Here is an 18,581-nt window from a genome sequence, read left to right on the forward strand (position 1 = left end):
CTGTGTAGGGGAGTCGCCAAGCTGGTTAAGGCACTGGATTTTGATTCCAGCATGCAAAGGTTCGAATCCTTTCTCCCCTGCCAAACCTTTCAGAAACTACGGCCCGCGGGCCGTAGTTTCTTTTTGAAGCCGCGGTCCCTGGACCCGGCACTTCGTTTGCGGCCGACCCGCTGCAATAATCGGCGGCCCCAGGGTCGCCAAGACTCGTAACTCTTTGGCGGCTTTCCCAAGCCAAATCGCTCAGCCGGGACGCGCTCATGCAGGCTCACCATCCTGATTTCATGGTTTTCACCGGCAATGCCAATCCGGGCCTTGCTGCAGAAATCGCGAGCAACCTGGGCACCACCCTCGGTGCCGCCCGCGTCGGTCGCTTCTCCGACGGTGAAGTCACCGTCGAGATCAACCAGAACGTGCGGGCACGCGATGTGTTCGTGGTGCAGTCCACCTGCGCCCCGACCAACGAGAACCTGATGGAACTGCTGATCATGGTCGACGCGCTCAAGCGCGCTTCGGCCGAACGCATCAGCGCCGTGATTCCCTATTTCGGCTATGCCCGCCAGGACCGCCGCCCGCGCTCGAGCCGCGTGCCGATCTCGGCCAAGGTCGTGGCCAACCTGCTGGAAACCGTGGGCGTCGAGCGCGTGCTCACGATGGACCTGCACGCCGACCAGATCCAGGGCTTCTTCGACATCCCGGTCGACAACATCTACGCCTCGCCCGTGCTGCTGGGCGACCTGCGCGCCAAGAACTACGAAGACCTGATCGTGGTCTCGCCCGACGTCGGCGGCGTGGTCCGTGCCCGCGCGCTGGCCAAGCAACTGAACTGCGACCTCGCCATCATCGACAAGCGCCGCCCCAAGGCCAACGTCAGCGAAGTCATGAACGTGATCGGCGAGATCGACGGCCGCAACTGCGTGATCATGGACGACATGATCGACACCGCCGGCACGCTGGTCAAAGCGGCCGAAGTGCTGAAGGAACGCGGCGCCAAGAGCGTCTACGCCTATTGCACGCACCCGATCTTCTCGGGTCCCGCGATCGAGCGCCTCAGCAAGGGCACGGCCCTCGACGAAGTGGTCGTGACCAACACCATTCCCCTTTCCGACAGCGCCAACGGCTGCGGAAAGATCCGCCAGCTCTCCGTGGCACCGCTGATCGCCGAGACGATCCAGCGCATTGCCAAGGGCGAGTCGGTGATGAGTTTGTTCTCGGACCAGGACAATCTCTTCTGAGATTGCGCTCCTGCCGTTCGGGCAAAAAGCCGGCTTCCCTGATCGGGAAGTCATTTTGAAACCGGCGCCGCACTGGTCGCGGTCGGCGCTCAAGAAGCGAAATGGCCGTCGTGCCTTCGCTCCAAGGAGTTAACTATGAAATTCGTCGCTTTCGAGCGCGCCAAGCAGGGCACGGGTGCGAGCCGCCGTCTCCGCATCTCGGGCAAGACGCCCGGCATCGTCTACGGTGGCGAAGGCCAGCCGCAACTGATCGAGCTCGATCACAACGCGCTGTGGCACGCCCTCAAGAAGGAAGCCTTCCACGCCTCCGTCCTCGAGATGGAACTCGGCGGCAGCGTGAGCAAGGTGCTGCTGCGCGACGTGCAGTACCACCCGTTCCGCCAGCTGGTCCAGCACATCGACTTCCAACGCGTCGATGCCAAGACCCGCCTGCACATGAAGGTGCCGCTGCACTTCAAGGGCGAGGAAGAGTCCGATGCCGTCAAGCTCGACCACAACCTCGTGAACCACGTGCTGACCGAACTCGAAGTGAGCTGCCTGCCCAGCGACCTGCCCGAGTTCATCGAGATCGACCTCTCGGGTCTGAAGAAGAACGCCACGCTGCACGTCAACGACATCAAGCTGCCCAAGGGCGTGAAGTTCGTGAGCCACGGCAAGACCAACCCGGTCGTGGTCTCGGCCGTGCCGCCGCTGGTCGCCGAAGAGCCGGCACCCGCTGCCGAAGGCGCTGCCGAAGCTGCACCCGCAGCGGCTCCCGCCAAGAAGTCCGGCAAGAAGTAATTCTTCTCGGCTTCGCGCTGCAAACCAAAGGCCCGCCTCGCGCGGGCCTTTTGCATTGCGCGACCGCCCGATAATCCCGCCCCATGATCAAACTGTTCGTCGGCCTCGGCAATCCCGGGCCTGAATACGAAGCCACGCGGCACAACGCCGGCTTCTGGTGGATCGACGCCCTCGCGCGCGACTGGAAGCTCAACCTCGTGCCCGAGCGCAGCTACCACGGCCTCGCGGCGCGCGCGAACATCGGCGGCCAGAGCATCTGGCTGCTCGAGCCGCAGACCTTCATGAACCTCTCGGGCAAGTCGGTCGCCGCGCTCGCGCGCTTCTTCAAGATCGCGCCCGAAGAAATCCTCGTGGCCCACGACGAGCTCGACGTGGTGCCCGGCCAGGCCAAGCTCAAGTTCGGCGGCAGCCATGCGGGCCACAACGGCCTGCGCGACATCCATGCGCAGCTCGGCACCGGCGACTACTGGCGGCTGCGCCTGGGCATCGGCCATCCCGGCGTGAAGTCGGAGGTGATCAACTGGGTGCTCAAGAAGCCGCTGAAGGAACAGCGCGATGCGATCGACGACGCGATCGTGCGCAGCCTGCATGCCCTGCCCGCGCTGCTCGCGGGCGAAATGGAAAAGGCCACGGCCACCATCCACACGAGCAAACCGCCCCGGCCCAAACCGCCGCGGCGCGAGCCTGGCGACGGCAGCGCGCCCGCCGCACCCTAGCCAGCGTTCATCGCGGGAAGCGCCGACAGAGCGCGAAGCAAGAGGGAGAGAAGAACGATGTCGACAACGAGGGAGAGAACGAGAAGAACGCACGGCATGCGCCGGACCATCGTCGCGAGCGCGATGGCCATCGGCGCCTGCGCGCTGACGAGCGCATTCGCGCAGCAGCCGGGCACGTCGACCTGGCGCTGCGGCAACAGCTACAGCGACCGCCCCTGCGCGGGCGGAACGACGGTGAAGGTGGACGACGCGCGCAGCGACGACGACCGCCAGGCCGCCGACGAAGCCACGCGGCGCAACGCGAAGCTCGCCGACCGGCTCGAGCGCACGCGGTTGTCCGAGGAGAAGCAGGCGCATCAGCGCGACCAACGCGCCGCGCAGGAGGCCCATCGCGCTGCCCTCGCGCAACGCAGGCTCGAAGCCCAGGAGCGCCTGGAGAAGGCCCGCGCCGCCAGGCTCGCGGCCGAGCCGCGCAAGGCCACGGCCAGCTACGGAGAAAGACCGGGATCGAAGCCCGGGGAGGAAGGCGGCGCGAAGAAGAAGCGCCGCAAGCCCGCGGCCTCAGACGCCGGTTGAGGGTGGGGACGGAGGCTGCGGTAGCGCGGCCTTCGTTGCCGTGAGACGCTGGTACTTCTGCAGCAGCGTCTCGCGGCTTTCCACGTGGTCCGGATGGATCGGGATGCAGGCCACGGGGCAGATCTGCACGCACTGCGGCTCATCGAAGTGGCCCACGCATTCGGTGCACTTGTGCGGATCGATCTCGTAGATCGCCTCGCCCATGTAGATCGCATCGTTCGGGCACTCCGGCTCGCAGACATCGCAGTTGATGCATTCGTCGGTGATCATGAGGGCCATGCCGCGATTATCCCAGGCGGCGGAGTCCCCGGCGGCAACGTGGGAGAGCCATCCCCTCGGGGATCCAGTGCTACGGCATGTTTGTTGCAGTTGTCGGGTTATGCTGCGCCCCGCCCCATGAGCCTCTTCTTAATCAAGCGCCTTGCCACGCTGATCGGCACGCTGATCGGCGCCTCCATCATCGTCTTCCTGGTCCTGGAGATCCTGCCCGGCAACGCCGCGCAGATGCTCATGGGCCCGGATGCCGCCCCCGAAGCCGTCGCCGCCCTGGCCACCAAGCTCGGCCTCGACCAACCCGCCTGGACCCGCTACTGGCACTGGATCGCGGGCCTGCTCACCGGCGACCTCGGCGACTCCTACGCCTACAGCTCCCCCGTGCTCGACCTCATCCTCGAGCGCCTCGCACTCACCGTCCCCCTGGCCCTGCTGGCCATGGCCTTCACCACCGTGCTCGCCCTGCTCGTGGGCGTCACCGCCGCCGCGCGCCACAACAAGCTCGGCGACGTCGGCCTCATGGGCCTCACCCAGGTCGGCATCGCCATCCCCAACTTCTGGTTCGCCATCCTGCTGATCCTCGTTTTCTCCGTGCAGCTGCAGTGGTTCTCCGCCGGCGGCTTCGACGGCTGGGGCGAAGGCGTCTACGCCGGTTTGAAGTCGCTGCTGCTGCCCGCCCTGTCCCTGGCCGTCGTGCAGGCCGCCATCCTCGCGCGCATCACCCGCTCGGCCGTGCTCGAGGTCATGCGCGAGGACTTCGTGCGCACCGCGCGCGCCAAGGGCGTGACCCAACGCGCCGTGCTGTGGACCCACGTGCTGCGCAACGCCCTGATCCCCGTCATCACCGTCATGGGCATGCAGTTCTCAGAGCTGCTGGCCGGCACCATCGTGGTGGAGAACGTGTTCTACCTCCCGGGCCTGGGCCGCCTGATCTTCCAGGCCATCAGCAACCGCGACCTCATCGTCGTGCGCAACTGCGTCATGCTGCTCGCAGCCATGGTCGTCATCGTCAACTTCGTGGTCGACGTGCTCTATGCCGTCATCGACCCGCGCATCAAGGCGAGCGACATATGAGCGCCATTGCATCGGTTACCCCCAGCGCCGCCGCCCTCAAGCTGCCCGGCTTCTGGCAGCGCGCGCGCCACCACCGCAGCTTCGTCATCGGCGGCGTGCTCGCCGCCCTGCTCTTGCTCGCGGCCCTGGTCTCCTACCTCTGGACGCCCTACTCGCCCTACGCCATGGACATGGCCAACAAGATGCAGGCGCCCTCGGCCAGCCACTGGCTGGGCACCGACGCCTTCGGGCGCGACGTGGCCTCGCTGCTGCTGGTGGGCGCCCGTGCTTCCATCCTCGTGGGCGTCATCGCGGTCGGCATCGGCCTGGTCGTAGGCACCGCCCTGGGCCTGCTGGCCGCGGCCAGGCGGGGCTGGGTGGAAGAAGCCATCATGCGTTTCTCCGACTTCTCGCTGGCCTTCCCCGCCATCCTCTCGGCCATCATGATGACGGCCGTCTTCGGCGCGGGCATCGTCAACGCCATCATCGCCATCGGCATCTACAACATCCCCACCTTCGCGCGCATCACGCGAGCATCGGCCAACGCCATCTGGTCGCGCGAGTACGTGGCGGCGGCCCGTGCCTGCGGCAAGGGAAGCTTCGCCATCACCATGCAGCACGTGCTGCCCAACATCTCGGCGGTGCTGATCGTGCAGATCACCATCCGCTTCGCCATCGCGATCCTGGCCGAGGCTGCTCTGTCCTATCTCGGCCTGGGCACGCAGCCGCCGCAACCCTCTTGGGGCCGAATGCTCAGCGAGGCGCAGACCCTGATGTTCCAGCAGCCGCTGCTGGCCGTCTTCCCGGGCATGGCCATCGCGCTGGCGGTGCTGGGCCTGAACCTGCTGGGCGATGGCCTGCGCGACCTGCTCGATCCGCGCCTGGCGCGCGCGAGGTGAGCGACATGGCAACCACCAGCACCGTGGCCAACCCCATGCCCCTCCTCGAAGTCGACAACCTCCACATCGGCCTGCAGACCCAGCGCGGCCCCGCCCAGGCCGTGCGCGGCGTCTCCTTCTCGCTCGAGCGCGGCCAGACCCTCGGCATCGTGGGCGAGTCGGGCTGCGGCAAGTCCATCACGGTCATGTCCCTCATGGGCCTGCTGCCCGCCACCGCCAAGGTCACGGGCAGCATCCGCCTGGACGGCCAGGAGCTCATCGGGCAGCCCGAGTCGGCCCTGTGCCGGATCCGCGGCAACCGCATCGGCATGATCTTCCAGGAGCCGATGACGGCCCTGAACCCGGTCCACACCATCGCGCGCCAGGTCGGCGAGCCGCTGCGGCTGCACCGAGGCCTCACCGCCAAGCAGGCCCGCGCCGAGGCGCTGAACCTGCTGCAACGCGTGGGCATTCCCGACGCGGCCTCGCGCCTGGATGCCTATCCGCACCAGTTCTCGGGCGGCCAGAGGCAGCGCATCGGCATCGCCATGGCGCTGGCCTGCGGGCCCGACCTGCTGATCGCCGACGAGCCCACCACGGCCCTGGACGTGACCATCCAGAAGCAGGTGCTCGACCTGATCCAGAGCCTGGTGGCCGAGATGGGCATGGCGCTGATCCTGATCTCGCACGACCTGGGCGTGATCGCCAACAGCGTGCAGCGCATGCTCGTGATGTATGGCGGCAGCGTGGTGGAGAGCGGGCCGACGCGCGCGCTCTTCGCGAACCGGGCGCATCCGTACACCAAGGGGCTGTTTGCGGCGCGGCCGGTGATCGGCGCGCCCAAGGGGCAGCGGCTGGCGACCATCCGGGGCAGCGTGCCCGAACTGGTGGACCTGCCCGCGGGCTGTCCGTTCGCGGGGCGCTGCAGCTACACGGTCGATGCCTGCCAGTCGACGCGACCGCCGGCGGTGATGCTGCCCGATGACCATGCGGTGCGCTGCATCCGGCTCGACGAGATCGAAGCGGAGGCCGTGGCATGAGCACTACCACCACCAACACACCGCTGTTGCAAGTCACCGACCTCGTTCGCCACTACGCGCTGCCGCGCGAGAAGCTGCTGGGCCCACCGCCCACGGTCAAGGCCCTCAATGGCGTGAGCTTCGAGGTGCAGGCCGGGCGCAGCGTGGGGATCGTCGGCGAGTCCGGTTCGGGCAAGTCGACCATCGCACGCCTCGTGATGGCGCTGGACAAGCCCACCTCGGGCAGCGTGAAGCTCGAGGGGCGCGAGTTGCATGCATTGAGCAAGGACGAACTTCGCACGGCCCGGCGCGACTTCCAGATGGTGTTCCAGGACCCCTACGGCTCCCTCGACCCGCGCCAGACCGTCGCGCGCATCGTCGCCGAGCCTCTGGAGGCGCTAGCCCAGGTCTCGAAGAAGGAACAACGCGAGCGCGCCGCCGAATCCCTGGCAGCCGTGGGCCTGCGCCCCACCGACCTCGACAAGTACCCGCACGAGTTCTCGGGCGGCCAGCGCCAGCGCATCGCGATCGCGCGGGCCCTCATCACGCGCCCCAAGCTCATCGTCGCCGACGAGCCCGTGAGCGCCCTGGACGTCTCCGTGCAGGCCCAGGTGCTCAACCTCATGCAGGACCTGCAGCAGCAGTTCGGCATCAGCTACCTGCTCATCAGCCATGACCTCGCCGTCGTCAACCACCTGTGCGACGAAGTCTGCGTGGTCTTCAAGGGGCAGATCGTCGAGCGAGGCACGCCGCAGGAGCTGTTCGCCAACGCCCAGCATCCCTACACGCGCACGCTGCTCGGCGCGGTGCTGCAGGCACCGGGGCACTGAGCGCGCCCGTCATGCAACCAGGGCATAAGCATCTGGTTGCGCACCGGGCCTCTCCTCGCGGATGATGCGGCGCGCCCGGAGGGCGCATGCCCTCGCCACCGCTCAAAGGACCGCCCGCCCATGCTTCACAGACGCACCCTCCTCGCCACCGGCGCCGCCGCGCTCGCGCCCCTCGTGCTGCCGGCCGGTGCCCTCGCGCAGGCACGCCGCAAGGACACGCTGGTGCTCGGCCTCACGCTCGAACCCACGGGCCTCGATCCCACGGCCAAGGCCGGCGCCGAGATCGCCGAGGTGGTGCTCTACAACGTGTTCGAGACGCTGACCAAGATCAACTCCGATGGCAGCGTCACGCCGCTTCTGGCCGAGAGCTGGGAGGTCTCGCCCGACCTGCGCACCTACACCTTCAAGCTCAGGCGCGGCGTGAAGTTCCAGAACGGCGAGGCCTTCGACGCGAACACGGTCAAGTTCTCGTTCGACCGCGCCTCGGCCGCCAACAGCACCAACAAGGACAAGCGCTTCTTCGCCAACTTCACGACCCAGGCGCTCGATGCGAACACGGTGGTGCTGATCGCCAAGGAGATCGAGCCCGACCTGCTGTTCCAGCTCGGCCAGGCCTCGGCGATCGTGGTCGAGCCCAAGTCGGCCGAGGGCAATGCCACCAAGCCCGTGGGCACCGGCCCCTACCGGCTCGAGAACTGGGCCAAGGGCTCGTCGATCGTGCTCGCGAAGTGGGACGGCTACCGCCATGCCGACGCGGTGCAGATCCGCCGCGCGAGCTTCCGCTTCGTCTCGGAGCCGGCCGCGCAGACCACCGCGCTGCTGTCGAACGACATCGACCTGTTCCCGCATGCCTCGGTCTCGCGCAGCCTCTCGCAGTTCCAGAACGACAAGCGCTTCCAGATCCTGTTCAACGCCTCGCGCGGCAAGTCGATCCTCGCGATCAACAACCGGCGCAAGCCGCTCGACGACGTGCGCGTGCGCCGCGCGATCGCGGCCGCGATCGACCGCAAGGCGGTGATCGACGCAGCCATGGACGGCCGCGGCATCCCGATCGGCAGCCACTACGTGCCGACCGCGCCGGGCTACGTCGACACCACCGGCATCAACCCCTATGACCCCGCGAAGGCCAAGCGCCTGCTGGCCGAGGCCGGCGTGAAGCTGCCGCTGCAGCTCGACCTGGTGCTGCCGCCCCCGCCCTATGCGCGCCAGGGCGGCGAGCTGATCGCCGCACAGCTCGCGCAGGTCGGCATCGTCGCGAAGATCCAGAACGTGGAGTGGGCGCAGTGGATCAGCGGCACCTACGGCAACAAGAACTACGACCTGTCGGTGATCCTGCATGTCGAGCCCTTCGACCTCGTGAACTACACGCGCCCCGAGTACTACTGGGGCTACCAGTCGGCGAAGTTCAACGAGGTGTTCGAGAAGTCGCGCAACGCACCGCGCGAGGCCGACCGCCTGCGCCTGCTGGGCGAGGCGCAGCGCATCCTGGCCGAGGACTCGGCCAACGTGTTCCTCTACCAGCCGCAGCTCATCACCATCGCCGCGCGCGGGCTGCGCGGCCTGTGGAAGGACGCGCCGATCTTCGCCAACGACATCGCCGCGATGTCCTGGGCGTGAGTGGCCGCTGACCTTTCGCGGCGCCCCGCATCCGGGAACCTCCCGAGGAAAAAGCGCCGCGCCGCGGCATCGGCGGCGAGCGCGCTGCGCGAGAATGCTTTTGGCTGCACGGCGTGGCATCTTTCCTGCTGCGCCGAGGGTCTCTCGCGGCGCCGCGCCTTGATTCGGGGCGCGCCGTCCCCTCACCCTCGCGAGGCAGCCCTTTGCCTTCTCAGACGTTTTTCCGGAGATCACCACGTATGTTGAACCGTCGCACCCTCCTCACCACCGCTGGCGCCACCGTGGCCCTGGCCACACCGCTGGCCGGCATGGCCCAGGGACGGAAGGACGCCATCGTGATCGGCATGGCGCTCGAGCCGCCGGGCCTCGATCCGACCGCGGGCGCCGCGGCCGCGATCGCCGAGGTGGTGCAGTACAACATCCTCGAGACGCTGACCAAGATCAATGCCGACGGCAGCGTCACGCCGCTCTTGGCCGAGAGCTGGGAAGTCTCGCCCGACCTCAAGACCTACACCTTCAAGCTGCGCCGCGGCGTGAAGTTCCAGAACGGCGAGCCCTTCAACGCGGCCACGGTCAAGTTCTCGTTCGACCGCGCGGGTTCGGACAAGAGCACGAACAAGGACAAGCGCACCTTCGCCAACCTCAGCACGCAAGCGACCGACGACTACACGGTGGTCGTGATCAACAAGGAGATCGACCCCGACCTGCCCTTCGTGCTGGGCCAGGCCACCGCGGTGATCGTCGAGCCCAAGAGCGCCGACGGCAACGCCACCAAGCCCGTGGGCACCGGCCCCTACAAGCTCGACAACTGGGTCAAGGGTTCCTCGATCACGCTGAGCAAGTGGGACGGCTTCCGCAACCCCGGCAACGCGAAGATCAACAAGGCGACCTTCCGCTTCATCTCCGACACCGCGGCCCAGGCCGCGGCCATGCTCTCGGGCGACGTCGACATGTTCCCGCGCATCGGCACGCGCGTGGTGCCGCAGTTCAAGGCCAACCCGCAGTTCCAGACCATCCTGGCCGGCTCGCGCGCCAAGACCATCCTGTCGATCAACAACCGCAAGAAGCCGCTCGACGACGTGCGCGTGCGCCGCGCGATCCTCGCGGCCATCGACCGCAAGGCCGTCATCGAGGGCGCGGCCGACGGCTTCGGCGTGCCGATCGGCAGCCACTACGTGCCCGGCGCGGCCGGCTATGTCGACACCACCGGCCTCAACCCCTTCGACATCGAGAAGGCCAAGAAGCTGCTGGCCGAGGCCGGCGTGAAGACCCCGCTCGAGCTCAAGCTGACCCTGCCCCCGCCGCCGTACGCGCGCCAGGGCGGCGAGGTGATCGTGGCCCAGCTCGCCAAGATCGGCATCGTGGCGAAGGTGCAGAACGTCGAGTGGGCGCAATGGCTCAGCGGCACCTACGGCAACAAGGACTACGACCTGTCGATCGTCTCGCACGTCGAGCCCTTCGACCTCGGCAACTATGCCAAGTCGGACTACTACTGGGGCTACCAGTCGAAGGCCTTCGACGCGCTGTTCGACAAGATCAAGACCACCGCCAACACCGCCGAGCGCAACAAGCTGCTGGGCGACGCGCAGAAGATGCTGGCCAACGACGCGGCCAACGGCTTCCTCTACCAGCCGCAGTTCCCCACCGTGGCGAAGAAGAACGTCAAGGGCATCTGGAAGGAAAACCCGATCTTCGTGAACGACCTGTCGGCCCTGTCCTGGGGTTAAGGAACGAGCCCTCCAAACGCGCGGCGGTGGAACCCGCCGCGCAACGCAACGCCCCTCGTGCACGGGGCGTCGGGTACTCCCCGCAGCGAAATCAAGGAGGAGGCCGAAGGCCGGGGGACATTCGCGGAGGGGAGTACCCGGCGTCCCGTGCACGCGCCCCCGACGCCTCAAGAAACTAGGCCAGCTGCACAGCCAGCATCTCCCGCGCCCGAGCAACGAATTCCGTCTCTCCCCTGCGTCCCGGCAGGAACTGGAAGGCCACGCGCGGCAACGCCGGCAACCCATGCGGCGGCGCGAGCCGCGCCACCCCTTCGCCGATCGCCGACTCGTTGAGGCAGGCCACGCCGAGCCCCGCCGCCAATGCCGACTGCAGCCCCGCCACGCCCGAGGCCACGTGCGCGAGCACGTAGGGCACATGCCGGCGCCGCAGCAACGCCACCGTGAACTGATGCAGCGAGCAGGTGTCGGGTAGCACCAGCAGCCGCACCGGCTCGCCGCGCACCACCCGCATGCCGGCCGCGCCCAGCCAGGCCAGTGACTCGCGCCGCAGCACCGCCGGGCTGCCCGGCGGCGGCGTCGACACGCCCGCGATGTGCATCGCCAGCGCCACGTCGAAATCGCCGCGCGCGTAGGCCGCGCGCAACTCGTCGCTCTTGAGGATGCTCACGTGCAGCCGCACGCGCGGATGGCCCTGCGCGAGCCGCGCCAGCAGCTGCGTCAGGTCGCCCGGACGGAAGTAGTCGGTGACCGCGAGCCGCAGCTCGCCCGCCAGCGTCTCGCCATGCAGGTCGCGAAAGGCCTCGTCGCTGAGCGCCAGGATGCGCCGCGCATGGACCAGCAGCCGCGCGCCGGCCTCGGTCGGCGACACCCCGGCCTTGCTGCGCGTGAGCAGTGACTGGCCCGCGCGCTCCTCGAGCTTGCGCATCTGCTCGCTGACCGAGGACTGCGAGAGGAAGACCCGCGGCGCCGCGGCCGTGAGGCTGCCCGCATCGACCACCGCCACCAGCGTGCGCAGCTGTTCCAGATCGAATCCCTGCATGGCTTATCCATCCGATATTTCGATGGCTTCCATCATATCTTCCCGCTTTTCCGATGACGAAGCGCTGCCCACAATCACCCCATCGACTACCCATCCACCAAGGAGTCCGCCATGCCCCACATCGTCGTCCACCTCTCCGGCCAACCCGATGCCGACCTCACGCGCCAGACCGTCGACGCCGTCGCCGAGCTCACCCAGAGCGTGCTCGGCAAGCAATTGCCGGTGATCGCCATCACCGTGCAGTACATCGCCGCCGAGACCTGGTTCATCGGCGGCCAGTCGCTGGCCGCGCTCGGGAAGTCGGCCTTCCACCTCGACATCAGCATCACCGACGAGACCAACACCAAGGCCGAGAAGGCGCGCTATCTGCGCGAGGTCCATGCGGCCATGGCCAGGCTGCGGCCGAACCTGCACGAGGTCTCGTACATCCACGTGATCGACGCGCGCGGCGCGGCCTACGGCTACGGTGGCAAGACGCAGGAGTACCGGCATCAACAGGCCGGTGTCTGAGGCCGCGCGTTGAAGCCGCCGCGGGGGCATGGCACGATGCGCCATGCCTTCCGCCAGCCCCACGTCGAACACCGTCCGCCACGCCGACAGCCTCGGCAACCCCCTCACGCTCGACGACGCCGCCAGCCTGCCGCTGGTCGACGACTTCGTCATGGGCTTCATCTCGAGCGAGGCCCGCGCCGTCAACCTGCTCGCCGCCACCGAACACGACGCGAGCCCCATCGTGCAGGCCTACGGCGCCACGCTGCACCTGTTCGCCGAATCGCGCGAGGCCGTGGCCAATGCGCGCCCCTTCCTCGCCAGGGCGCGCGAGCAGGCCGCGCGCGCCACACCGCGCGAGCAGCGCTACATCGCCGCCATCGAGGCCTGGGCCGACGGCGACATCGCGCGCGCCATCGCGCTGCATGCCGAACAGGCGCGCGAGCATCCGCGCGACCTGGTGTCGCTCAAGCTCGGCCAGTACCACTGCTTCAACACCGGCGACTGCCCCGGCATGCTGCGGCTCGCGCTCGCCGTGCTGCCGCACGCGGCCGAGGTGCCCTACGTGCACGGCATGGCGGCCTTCGGCTACGAGCAGTGCCACCTGATGCGCGAGGCCGAGGCCAGCGCGCGCCATGCGATCGCCCTGTGCCGCAAGGAGCCCTGGGCCCACCATGCGCTCGCGCACGTGATGCTCACCGAGGGCCGGCTCGCCGAGGGCCTGGCCTTCATGGAGAGCGTGAGCGACACCTGGGTCGACCTCAACTCCTTCATGGTCACGCACAACTGGTGGCACGTGGCGCTGTTCCTCATCGACCTGGGCCGCGGCGACGAGGCGCTCGCGGTCTACGACCGCCATGCCTGGGGCGTGGTCAAGGAGTATTCGCAGGACCAGATCGGCGCCGTCTCGCTGCTCGCGCGGCTCGAGCTCGCGGGCGTCGACGTCGGCGATCGCTGGGACGACGTGGCAAAGCACCTGCTGCAGCGCCAGGCCGACCATGTGCTGCCCTTTCTCGACCTGCAGTACCTCTACGGCCTGGCGCGCGCGGGCCGGCCCGAGGCCGACACGCTGCTGGCCAACATCGAGGCCTTCGCGCCGCATGCGCCGGGCTCGACGCGCGCGGCCTGGCAGCGCGTGTGCGTGCCGGCCGCGCACGGCCTGCGCGCCCATGCGCGCGGCGACCTGGCCGCGGCGATCGACGGCCTCGGCACCGCGTTGCCGCGCATGATCGAGATCGGCGGCAGCCATGCACAGCGCGACCTGTTCGAGCAGGTCTACCTCGACGCGCTGGTGCGCAGCGGCACCGAGGCCACGCTGACCGGCGCGCAGGGCATCCTGCAGCAGCAGGTCAACGCCCAGCCCGAATCGCTGCGGCTGCACCGGCAGGCGGCCGAGGTCTACCGCCGACTGGGCCTGCCGGAGATCGCCGCGCGCTCATGAGTTCAGGACATGGGGCGTGCCGCAAAAGGAATTGGCGGCATGCGCGGGGCGACTTCACACTGGCCGGCGTTTCCACCCGTGCCCACATCGCCCCATGCAGACCTCGCTCATCGCCCTGGCCGCGCTCGCCTTCCTCGCACCCTCGCTCCACGCCCAACCGGCCGACGCACCGGTCGAACTCGACCTGCTGCTGCGCGGCGGCACCGTCTACACCGGCGACGATGACCGGCCCGTGGTCGGCGACGTCGGCATCGCGGGCGACCGCATCGTGTTCGCGGGCCGCGCGATGCCCGCGCAGTTCAAGGCGAAGCGCACCATCGACGCCACCGGCATGGTGGTGGCGCCGGGCTTCATCGACGCCCACACGCATGCCGACACCGACCTGCATTCGAACGACGCGCGCAAGCGCCTCAACATCCCGTTCCTGACCCAGGGCGTGACCACCGCCGTGATCGGCAACGACGGCTTCGGCGGCTGGGACATCGCGGCCCAGGCGCAGCGGCTGCGCGCCGTGCCGGTGGGCACCAACGTCGCGATGTACGTCGGCTTCGGGCCGGTGCGCACCAGCCAGCTCGGCGAGGCCAACCGTCAGCCCACGCCCGAGCAGCTCGAGGCCATGGGCCGCCACGTGAGCCAGGCCATGTGCGAGGGCGCGCTGGGCCTGTCGACCGGGCTGTTCTATCCGCCGCAGAACTTCTCGAAGACCGAGGAGGTGATCGCGCTCGCGAAGGTGGCGGCGCGCCATGGCGGGCTCTACGACAGCCACATCCGCGACGAGTCCATGTACAACATCGGGCTCAAGGGCTCGATCGACGAGGTGATCCGCATCGGCCACGAGGCGAAGCTGCCGGTGCACGTGGCGCACATCAAGGCGCTCGGCGTCGACGTGCAGGGCCAGAGCGGCGACATCATCGAGCGCATCGAACGCGAGCGCGCAAAAGGCCTGGACATCACGGCCGACCACTATCCGTGGACCGCCTCGAGCACCCGCTTCTCGGCCGCGCTGATCCCGCCCTGGGCCATCGATGGCGGCCGCGCCGCGCTGCTGCAGCGCTTCGACGATGCCGCGGTGCAGGAGCGGCTGCGCGGCGGCATGCGCGAGAACCTGCGGCTGCGCGGCGGACCCGACGCGATCCTGTTCTCGGCCGGCAGCATGAAGTACGTGGGCAAGACGCTCGCGCAGGTCGCGAAGGACACGAACGCCGACCCGGTCGACGCCGCCATCGCGGTGCTGCGCGACGGCGACCTGATGATCGCCTCGTTCAACCAGAGCGACGACGACGTGCGCGCCTTCATGAAGCGGCCCTGGGTGATGACCTCGTCGGATTCCTCGCAGGGCCATCCGCGCGCCTACGGCACCTTCGCGCGCAAGTACGAGCAGTACGTGGTGAAGGAGCACGCGATCTCGCTCGCGCAGTTCGTCCGCAGCAGTTCCTCGCTCACGGCCGACACGCTGGGGCTGGTGCAACGCGGCCATCTGCGGCCCGGCTACTACGCCGACGTGGTGGTGTTCGATCCCGCGCGCTTCGCCGCGCGTGCCACCTACACGCAGCCGACGCTGCTGTCCGAGGGCGTGCGCACGGTGCTGGTGAACGGCCAGCTCGCGGTGGACCAGGGGCAGCCGACGGGCGTCGGCGCGGGCCGGCCGCTGCTGCGCACGCCGAAGGCCGGCAGCTGCGGCTGAGCCGCTTCAGTCCTTGCGCTGGAGGTGGCGCGTCTGGTCGTAGGTCGGCTGCGGCGGCAGGTCGGCCAGGTGCCGCGTGTCGGCCCACTCGACGATCTCGATCGCCTCGGGCGCCGCGGGATCGGCGATGCGGATGCGGTTGAAGCCGGCGTTGGGAATCTCGCTGCGGCGCGGACCGCTGAGGCTCAGGCCGTGCGCGGTGCGCCACACCATGTCGAGCACGCCGCCGTGCGTGACCACGATCAGGTGCTGCCCGCGGTGCGCGCTGGCGATGGTGCCGAGCGCCGCGACGATGCGCGCATGGAACTCGCGCGGCGTCTCGCCCTCGGGCATGGCGTGGTCCTCGCGGAACTCGAGCCACTCTTCCCAGGCGCGCGGATGCAGGGCCTGGATCTCGTCGGAGCGCATGCCCTCGACGATGCCGAAGAACTGCTCGCGCAGCGAGGCCGTGGTGGCGATCGGCAGCGAGAGCTGCGAGGCACCGGGCGCCGCCGTCTGCTGGGCCCGCAGCAGATCGCTGCTGATCACGTGCTGCACCGCGGTTTCCTGCGCCAGCCGCAGCCCGATGCGGCGCGCCTGCTCGTGGCCCATGTCGTTGAGCGGCACGTCGGCGTGGCCCTGGAAGCGCAGTTCGCGGTTCCAGGCGGTCTCGCCGTGGCGGATGAGGATGATGTCGGTGGTGGTGTCGGGTTTGGGCGTGGGCATCGACCGCCATTGTCCCACCACCGGCACCCGCGCAGGGTGCGCTTTCAGGCCAAGGCCAGCGGCAGTGCGCCCAGTCGCAGCGCCGGCGAAGGCGTGAGCAGCGAGAGCACCCACGCGATCGTGAAGCCGCCGACGATGGCGCAGACCACCACCACCGCGGTGTAGGGCAGCGCGCGGTCGGCCGGGCACTTCATCAGCACCGGCAGGCCGAGGTAGATCAGGTAGATGCCGTAGAGGCCGCACAGCGCACCCAGCACCGACAGCGAGGGCAGCAGGCTGAAGACGCCGCCGACCAGCGAGGCGGTGGAGGCATAGACCGCGAGCTTGAGCGCGGCGACCGGGCTCTGCACGCCGTCGAAGGTGGGCGCGAGCGCATCGACGATGAGGCCGACCACGAACACCACCACGAGCGACAGCACGTAGCCGACCACCATGTTGACCAGCCCCGCGAGCACCGGCACGCGGAAGCTGACGCCGAAGGCGCCCATGCCGATCACCGACAGGCCGATGAAGCCGGCCACGGCCGGGATCAGCGCGAGGATCATCAGGTAGTTCTTGTAGAGCGAGGCGGCGTCCTCGGGCTCGGCATCGATCAGGGCCCAGGTGGCCTTGGGCTTGAGCAGGATGTCCTGCACGCGTTGAACCAGGTTCATGGAAGTCGAAGGGAAAGGAGAAGGGGTGGCGGCGCGAGTATGTCGAGCCGCGGCGCGTCTGGCTGCTGGCCAGGAAGCCTATGCCGATGCGCCGGGATGGCCTCCTCGCGCAGAATCCCGGCATGCCTGCCACCCTCGTACTTCTTCCCGGCCTCGCGTGCGACGCGCGCCTGTGGGACGCCCAGCTCCCCGCCCTCCCCTCCTCGCTCTCGCCGCGCGTGAGCGACGTCCAGTTGCGCCACGCCACCATCGAGGGCATGGCCGCCGCCGTGCTGGCCGAGAACCCCGGCCCGCTGGTGCTGTGCGGCGCCTCGATGGGCGGCATGGTCGCGATGGAGGCTGCGCGCCAGGCGCCCGGCCGCATCGCGGGCCTGGCCCTGCTGGGCACCAGCGCGCGGCCCGAGACGCCCGACATGCGCGCGCTGCGCGAAGGCGCGATCGAGTACTTCGCGCGCGGCGAGCTGCGCGAGGTGATCGAGCCCAACGTGTTCTTCGCCTTCCATCCGGCCCAGGCCGCCGACCCGGTGCTGGTGCAGCGCTATCTCGACATGGTGCTGGGCGCCGGCGCCGAGCAGCTCACGCGCCAGAACCGCGCCGTGATGGCCCGGCCCGATGCGCGCACGCACCTCGCGTCGCTGCGCGCGCCCGTGCTGCTGATGTGCGGCGACGACGACCGCCTCGCGCCGCCCGAATGCACGCGCGAACTGGCGGCGCTGCTGCCGCAGGCGGAAGTGGTATGGGTGCCGCAGTGCGGCCACATGCTGACGATGGAAAAGCCGGCCCTGGTCAACGACGCGCTCGACGGCTGGCTCGCGAAACTGTTCGCGGCCTGAGCGCCGAGCCGAGCCCGGCCCGCCTCAGTGCAACAGGCCGCCGGTCTCGGCGATGTCGCGCTCGACCTCGAGCGCGGTGCGCACCGCGATGCGCAGCGCCTCGACCAGGGTCGCGAGCGCCATGCTCGGCGCGCCCGGAAAGTTCGCCGCCTGCTCGGGCAGGTAGGGGATGTGGATGAAGCCACCGCGTGCGCCCTGCACGCCCTGCTGCGCGCGCTGCGCGAGCTGGTGCATCAGGCCATAGAAGATGTGGTTGCACACGAAGGTGCCGGCCGTGTTCGACACCGAGGCCGGCACGCCCGCGGCGCGCAGGTCGCGCACCATGGCCTTGATCGGCAGCGTCGAGAAATAGGCTGCGGGGCCCTCGGGCGCCACCGGCACGTCGACCGGCTGCTGCCCGGCGTTGTCGGCGATGCGGCCATCGTCGACGTTGATCGCCACGCGCTCGGGCGTGACCTCGGCGCGGCCGCCGGCCTGGCCGATGCACAGCACCAGCCGCGGCTTCAGTTCGTCCATCGCCTCGGCCAGCGACTCGATGGCCGCGCCGAAGACGCAGGGCATCTGGCGCGCATGCACCACCGCGCCGGCATGCTTCCAGCCGTCGAGCGCGCGCACCGCTTCCCATGAAGGATTGATGGCCTCGCCGCCGAAGGGCTCGAAGCCGGTCAGCAGCACGGACGAAGGTGGCGGTTTTTTCGGCGATGGCATGGCGGCGGCGCTCGGGACGGGACCGCGAGGGTACCGCAGGCCCGCGCGCCGCGTGCCCCTATCGCTGGGGCTTGGGCGCCAGGTCGAGCGGGCTGGCCGGCAGGTCGGTGCGCGCGGGCGCCGGTTTTTCCTCGACCTTGCAGTCCTGATCCTTGTAGGGGCCGGCCTGCTTCACCCAGTCGGGGCTGATCGGGTTCTGCGAGCAGACCTGCTTGCCGCTGACCGTGCTGCGGTAGAGATGGAAGCCGCCGCTGGGCTGCGCGAGGACCGGGCCGCCCGCGAACAGCAGGGCCAGGGCGAACGGAAGAAGCTTGGATGTCATGGCAGT

Annotated in this window: 20 protein-coding genes and 1 tRNA gene; 15 read left to right on the forward strand and 6 right to left on the reverse strand. The window is 69.0% G+C overall.

Translation table 11 applies throughout. The features are described 5' to 3' along the window. Positions 1-6 precede the first annotated feature (6 nt). The 5 genes from R0232_RS29275 to R0232_RS29295 all read left to right on the forward strand — a co-directional run bounded on the left by R0232_RS29275 (position 7) and on the right by R0232_RS29295 (position 3,304). Positions 7-83, forward strand: a tRNA-Gln gene (locus R0232_RS29275). A 174-nt stretch (positions 84-257) separates the two neighbouring features. Then, complete coding sequence (locus tag R0232_RS29280; RefSeq protein WP_093341162.1) at positions 258-1,232, forward strand: ribose-phosphate pyrophosphokinase; 975 nt, start codon at positions 258-260, stop codon at positions 1,230-1,232. Positions 1,233-1,367: 135 nt separating this feature from the next. Then, positions 1,368-2,012 (forward strand): 50S ribosomal protein L25/general stress protein Ctc, encoded by a 645-nt coding sequence (locus R0232_RS29285; protein ID WP_208510420.1) that lies wholly within the window; start codon positions 1,368-1,370, stop codon positions 2,010-2,012. Between the two features lie 83 nt (positions 2,013-2,095). Then, positions 2,096-2,728 carry an aminoacyl-tRNA hydrolase gene (gene pth, locus R0232_RS29290; RefSeq protein ID WP_057595144.1) on the forward strand — a complete coding sequence of 211 codons (633 nt, stop codon included), beginning with the start codon at positions 2,096-2,098 and terminating at the stop codon, positions 2,726-2,728. A gap of 96 nt (positions 2,729-2,824) precedes the next feature. Continuing rightward, a complete protein-coding gene (locus tag R0232_RS29295; RefSeq protein WP_431510336.1) occupies positions 2,825-3,304 on the forward strand; it encodes a hypothetical protein in 480 nt (159 codons plus the stop codon). On the opposite strand, the gene R0232_RS29300 is transcribed toward R0232_RS29295, so the two are convergent. Beyond that, a complete protein-coding gene (locus tag R0232_RS29300) occupies positions 3,290-3,583 on the reverse strand; it encodes a YfhL family 4Fe-4S dicluster ferredoxin (protein WP_208510418.1) in 294 nt (97 codons plus the stop codon). The genes R0232_RS29295 and R0232_RS29300 overlap by 15 nt on opposite strands. Before the next feature lie 117 nt (positions 3,584-3,700). Between R0232_RS29300 and R0232_RS29305 the strand changes: the two genes are divergently transcribed. The 6 genes from R0232_RS29305 (at position 3,701) to R0232_RS29330 (ending at position 10,701) form a co-directional block, all read left to right on the forward strand. Further along, entirely contained in the window at positions 3,701-4,651 is a 951-nt protein-coding gene (locus R0232_RS29305; RefSeq protein ID WP_431510337.1) for an ABC transporter permease, read from the forward strand. Further along, entirely contained in the window at positions 4,648-5,529 is an 882-nt protein-coding gene (locus R0232_RS29310; protein WP_057598410.1) for an ABC transporter permease, read from the forward strand. Before R0232_RS29305 ends, R0232_RS29310 begins: the two co-directional genes overlap by 4 nt. Before the next feature lie 35 nt (positions 5,530-5,564). Next, the gene (locus R0232_RS29315; protein WP_431512935.1) at positions 5,565-6,548 is read left to right on the forward strand and encodes an ABC transporter ATP-binding protein; all 984 of its coding nucleotides are present in this window, start codon (positions 5,565-5,567) and stop codon (positions 6,546-6,548) included. After that, on the forward strand, positions 6,545-7,357 hold the full coding sequence (locus R0232_RS29320; RefSeq protein ID WP_431510338.1) for an ATP-binding cassette domain-containing protein: 813 nt from the start codon (positions 6,545-6,547) through the stop codon (positions 7,355-7,357). The genes R0232_RS29315 and R0232_RS29320 overlap by 4 nt, the downstream gene beginning before the upstream one ends. A gap of 120 nt (positions 7,358-7,477) precedes the next feature. Continuing rightward, positions 7,478-8,974, forward strand: coding sequence for an ABC transporter substrate-binding protein (locus R0232_RS29325; RefSeq protein WP_431510339.1), 1,497 nt, complete (start codon positions 7,478-7,480; stop codon positions 8,972-8,974). Positions 8,975-9,213: 239 nt separating this feature from the next. Then, the gene (locus R0232_RS29330) at positions 9,214-10,701 is read left to right on the forward strand and encodes an ABC transporter substrate-binding protein (RefSeq protein ID WP_431510340.1); all 1,488 of its coding nucleotides are present in this window, start codon (positions 9,214-9,216) and stop codon (positions 10,699-10,701) included. A 175-nt stretch (positions 10,702-10,876) separates the two neighbouring features. Here the strand turns inward: R0232_RS29330 and R0232_RS29335 are convergent, their stop codons facing one another. After that, positions 10,877-11,740: a LysR family transcriptional regulator gene (locus R0232_RS29335; protein WP_431510341.1), complete on the reverse strand. Its 864-nt coding sequence runs from the start codon at positions 11,738-11,740 to the stop codon at positions 10,877-10,879. A 111-nt stretch (positions 11,741-11,851) separates the two neighbouring features. Between R0232_RS29335 and R0232_RS29340 the strand changes: the two genes are divergently transcribed. From R0232_RS29340 to R0232_RS29350, 3 genes are all read left to right on the forward strand, one after another. Further along, a complete protein-coding gene (locus tag R0232_RS29340; RefSeq protein ID WP_208509943.1) occupies positions 11,852-12,250 on the forward strand; it encodes a tautomerase family protein in 399 nt (132 codons plus the stop codon). 43 nt (positions 12,251-12,293) lie between these two features. Continuing rightward, entirely contained in the window at positions 12,294-13,670 is a 1,377-nt protein-coding gene (locus R0232_RS29345; protein WP_431510342.1) for a tetratricopeptide repeat protein, read from the forward strand. Between the two features lie 94 nt (positions 13,671-13,764). Continuing rightward, positions 13,765-15,354, forward strand: coding sequence for an N-acyl-D-amino-acid deacylase family protein (locus tag R0232_RS29350; protein ID WP_431510343.1), 1,590 nt, complete (start codon positions 13,765-13,767; stop codon positions 15,352-15,354). Between the two features lie 6 nt (positions 15,355-15,360). Here R0232_RS29350 and R0232_RS29355 read toward each other — a convergent pair whose 3' ends face one another. Together R0232_RS29355 and R0232_RS29360 are read right to left on the reverse strand one after the other, a co-directional pair. Continuing rightward, on the reverse strand, positions 15,361-16,059 hold the full coding sequence (locus R0232_RS29355) for a histidine phosphatase family protein (protein WP_093347366.1): 699 nt from the start codon (positions 16,057-16,059) through the stop codon (positions 15,361-15,363). A gap of 44 nt (positions 16,060-16,103) precedes the next feature. Beyond that, on the reverse strand, positions 16,104-16,712 hold the full coding sequence (locus R0232_RS29360) for a Yip1 family protein (RefSeq protein WP_208509946.1): 609 nt from the start codon (positions 16,710-16,712) through the stop codon (positions 16,104-16,106). Between the two features lie 122 nt (positions 16,713-16,834). Between R0232_RS29360 and R0232_RS29365 the strand changes: the two genes are divergently transcribed. Then, entirely contained in the window at positions 16,835-17,545 is a 711-nt protein-coding gene (locus tag R0232_RS29365) for an alpha/beta fold hydrolase (protein WP_431510344.1), read from the forward strand. A gap of 24 nt (positions 17,546-17,569) precedes the next feature. On the opposite strand, the gene pcp is transcribed toward R0232_RS29365, so the two are convergent. Together pcp and R0232_RS29375 are read right to left on the reverse strand one after the other, a co-directional pair. Then, complete coding sequence (gene pcp / locus R0232_RS29370; protein WP_431510345.1) at positions 17,570-18,253, reverse strand: pyroglutamyl-peptidase I; 684 nt, start codon at positions 18,251-18,253, stop codon at positions 17,570-17,572. A 58-nt stretch (positions 18,254-18,311) separates the two neighbouring features. Further along, positions 18,312-18,575, reverse strand: a complete 264-nt coding sequence (locus R0232_RS29375; protein WP_431510346.1) for a hypothetical protein — start codon at positions 18,573-18,575, stop codon at positions 18,312-18,314. Between the last annotated feature and the right edge of the window lie 6 nt (positions 18,576-18,581).

The organism is Variovorax sp. DAIF25 (assembly GCF_050711835.1).
GTDB lineage: Bacteria > Pseudomonadota > Gammaproteobacteria > Burkholderiales > Burkholderiaceae_C > Variovorax.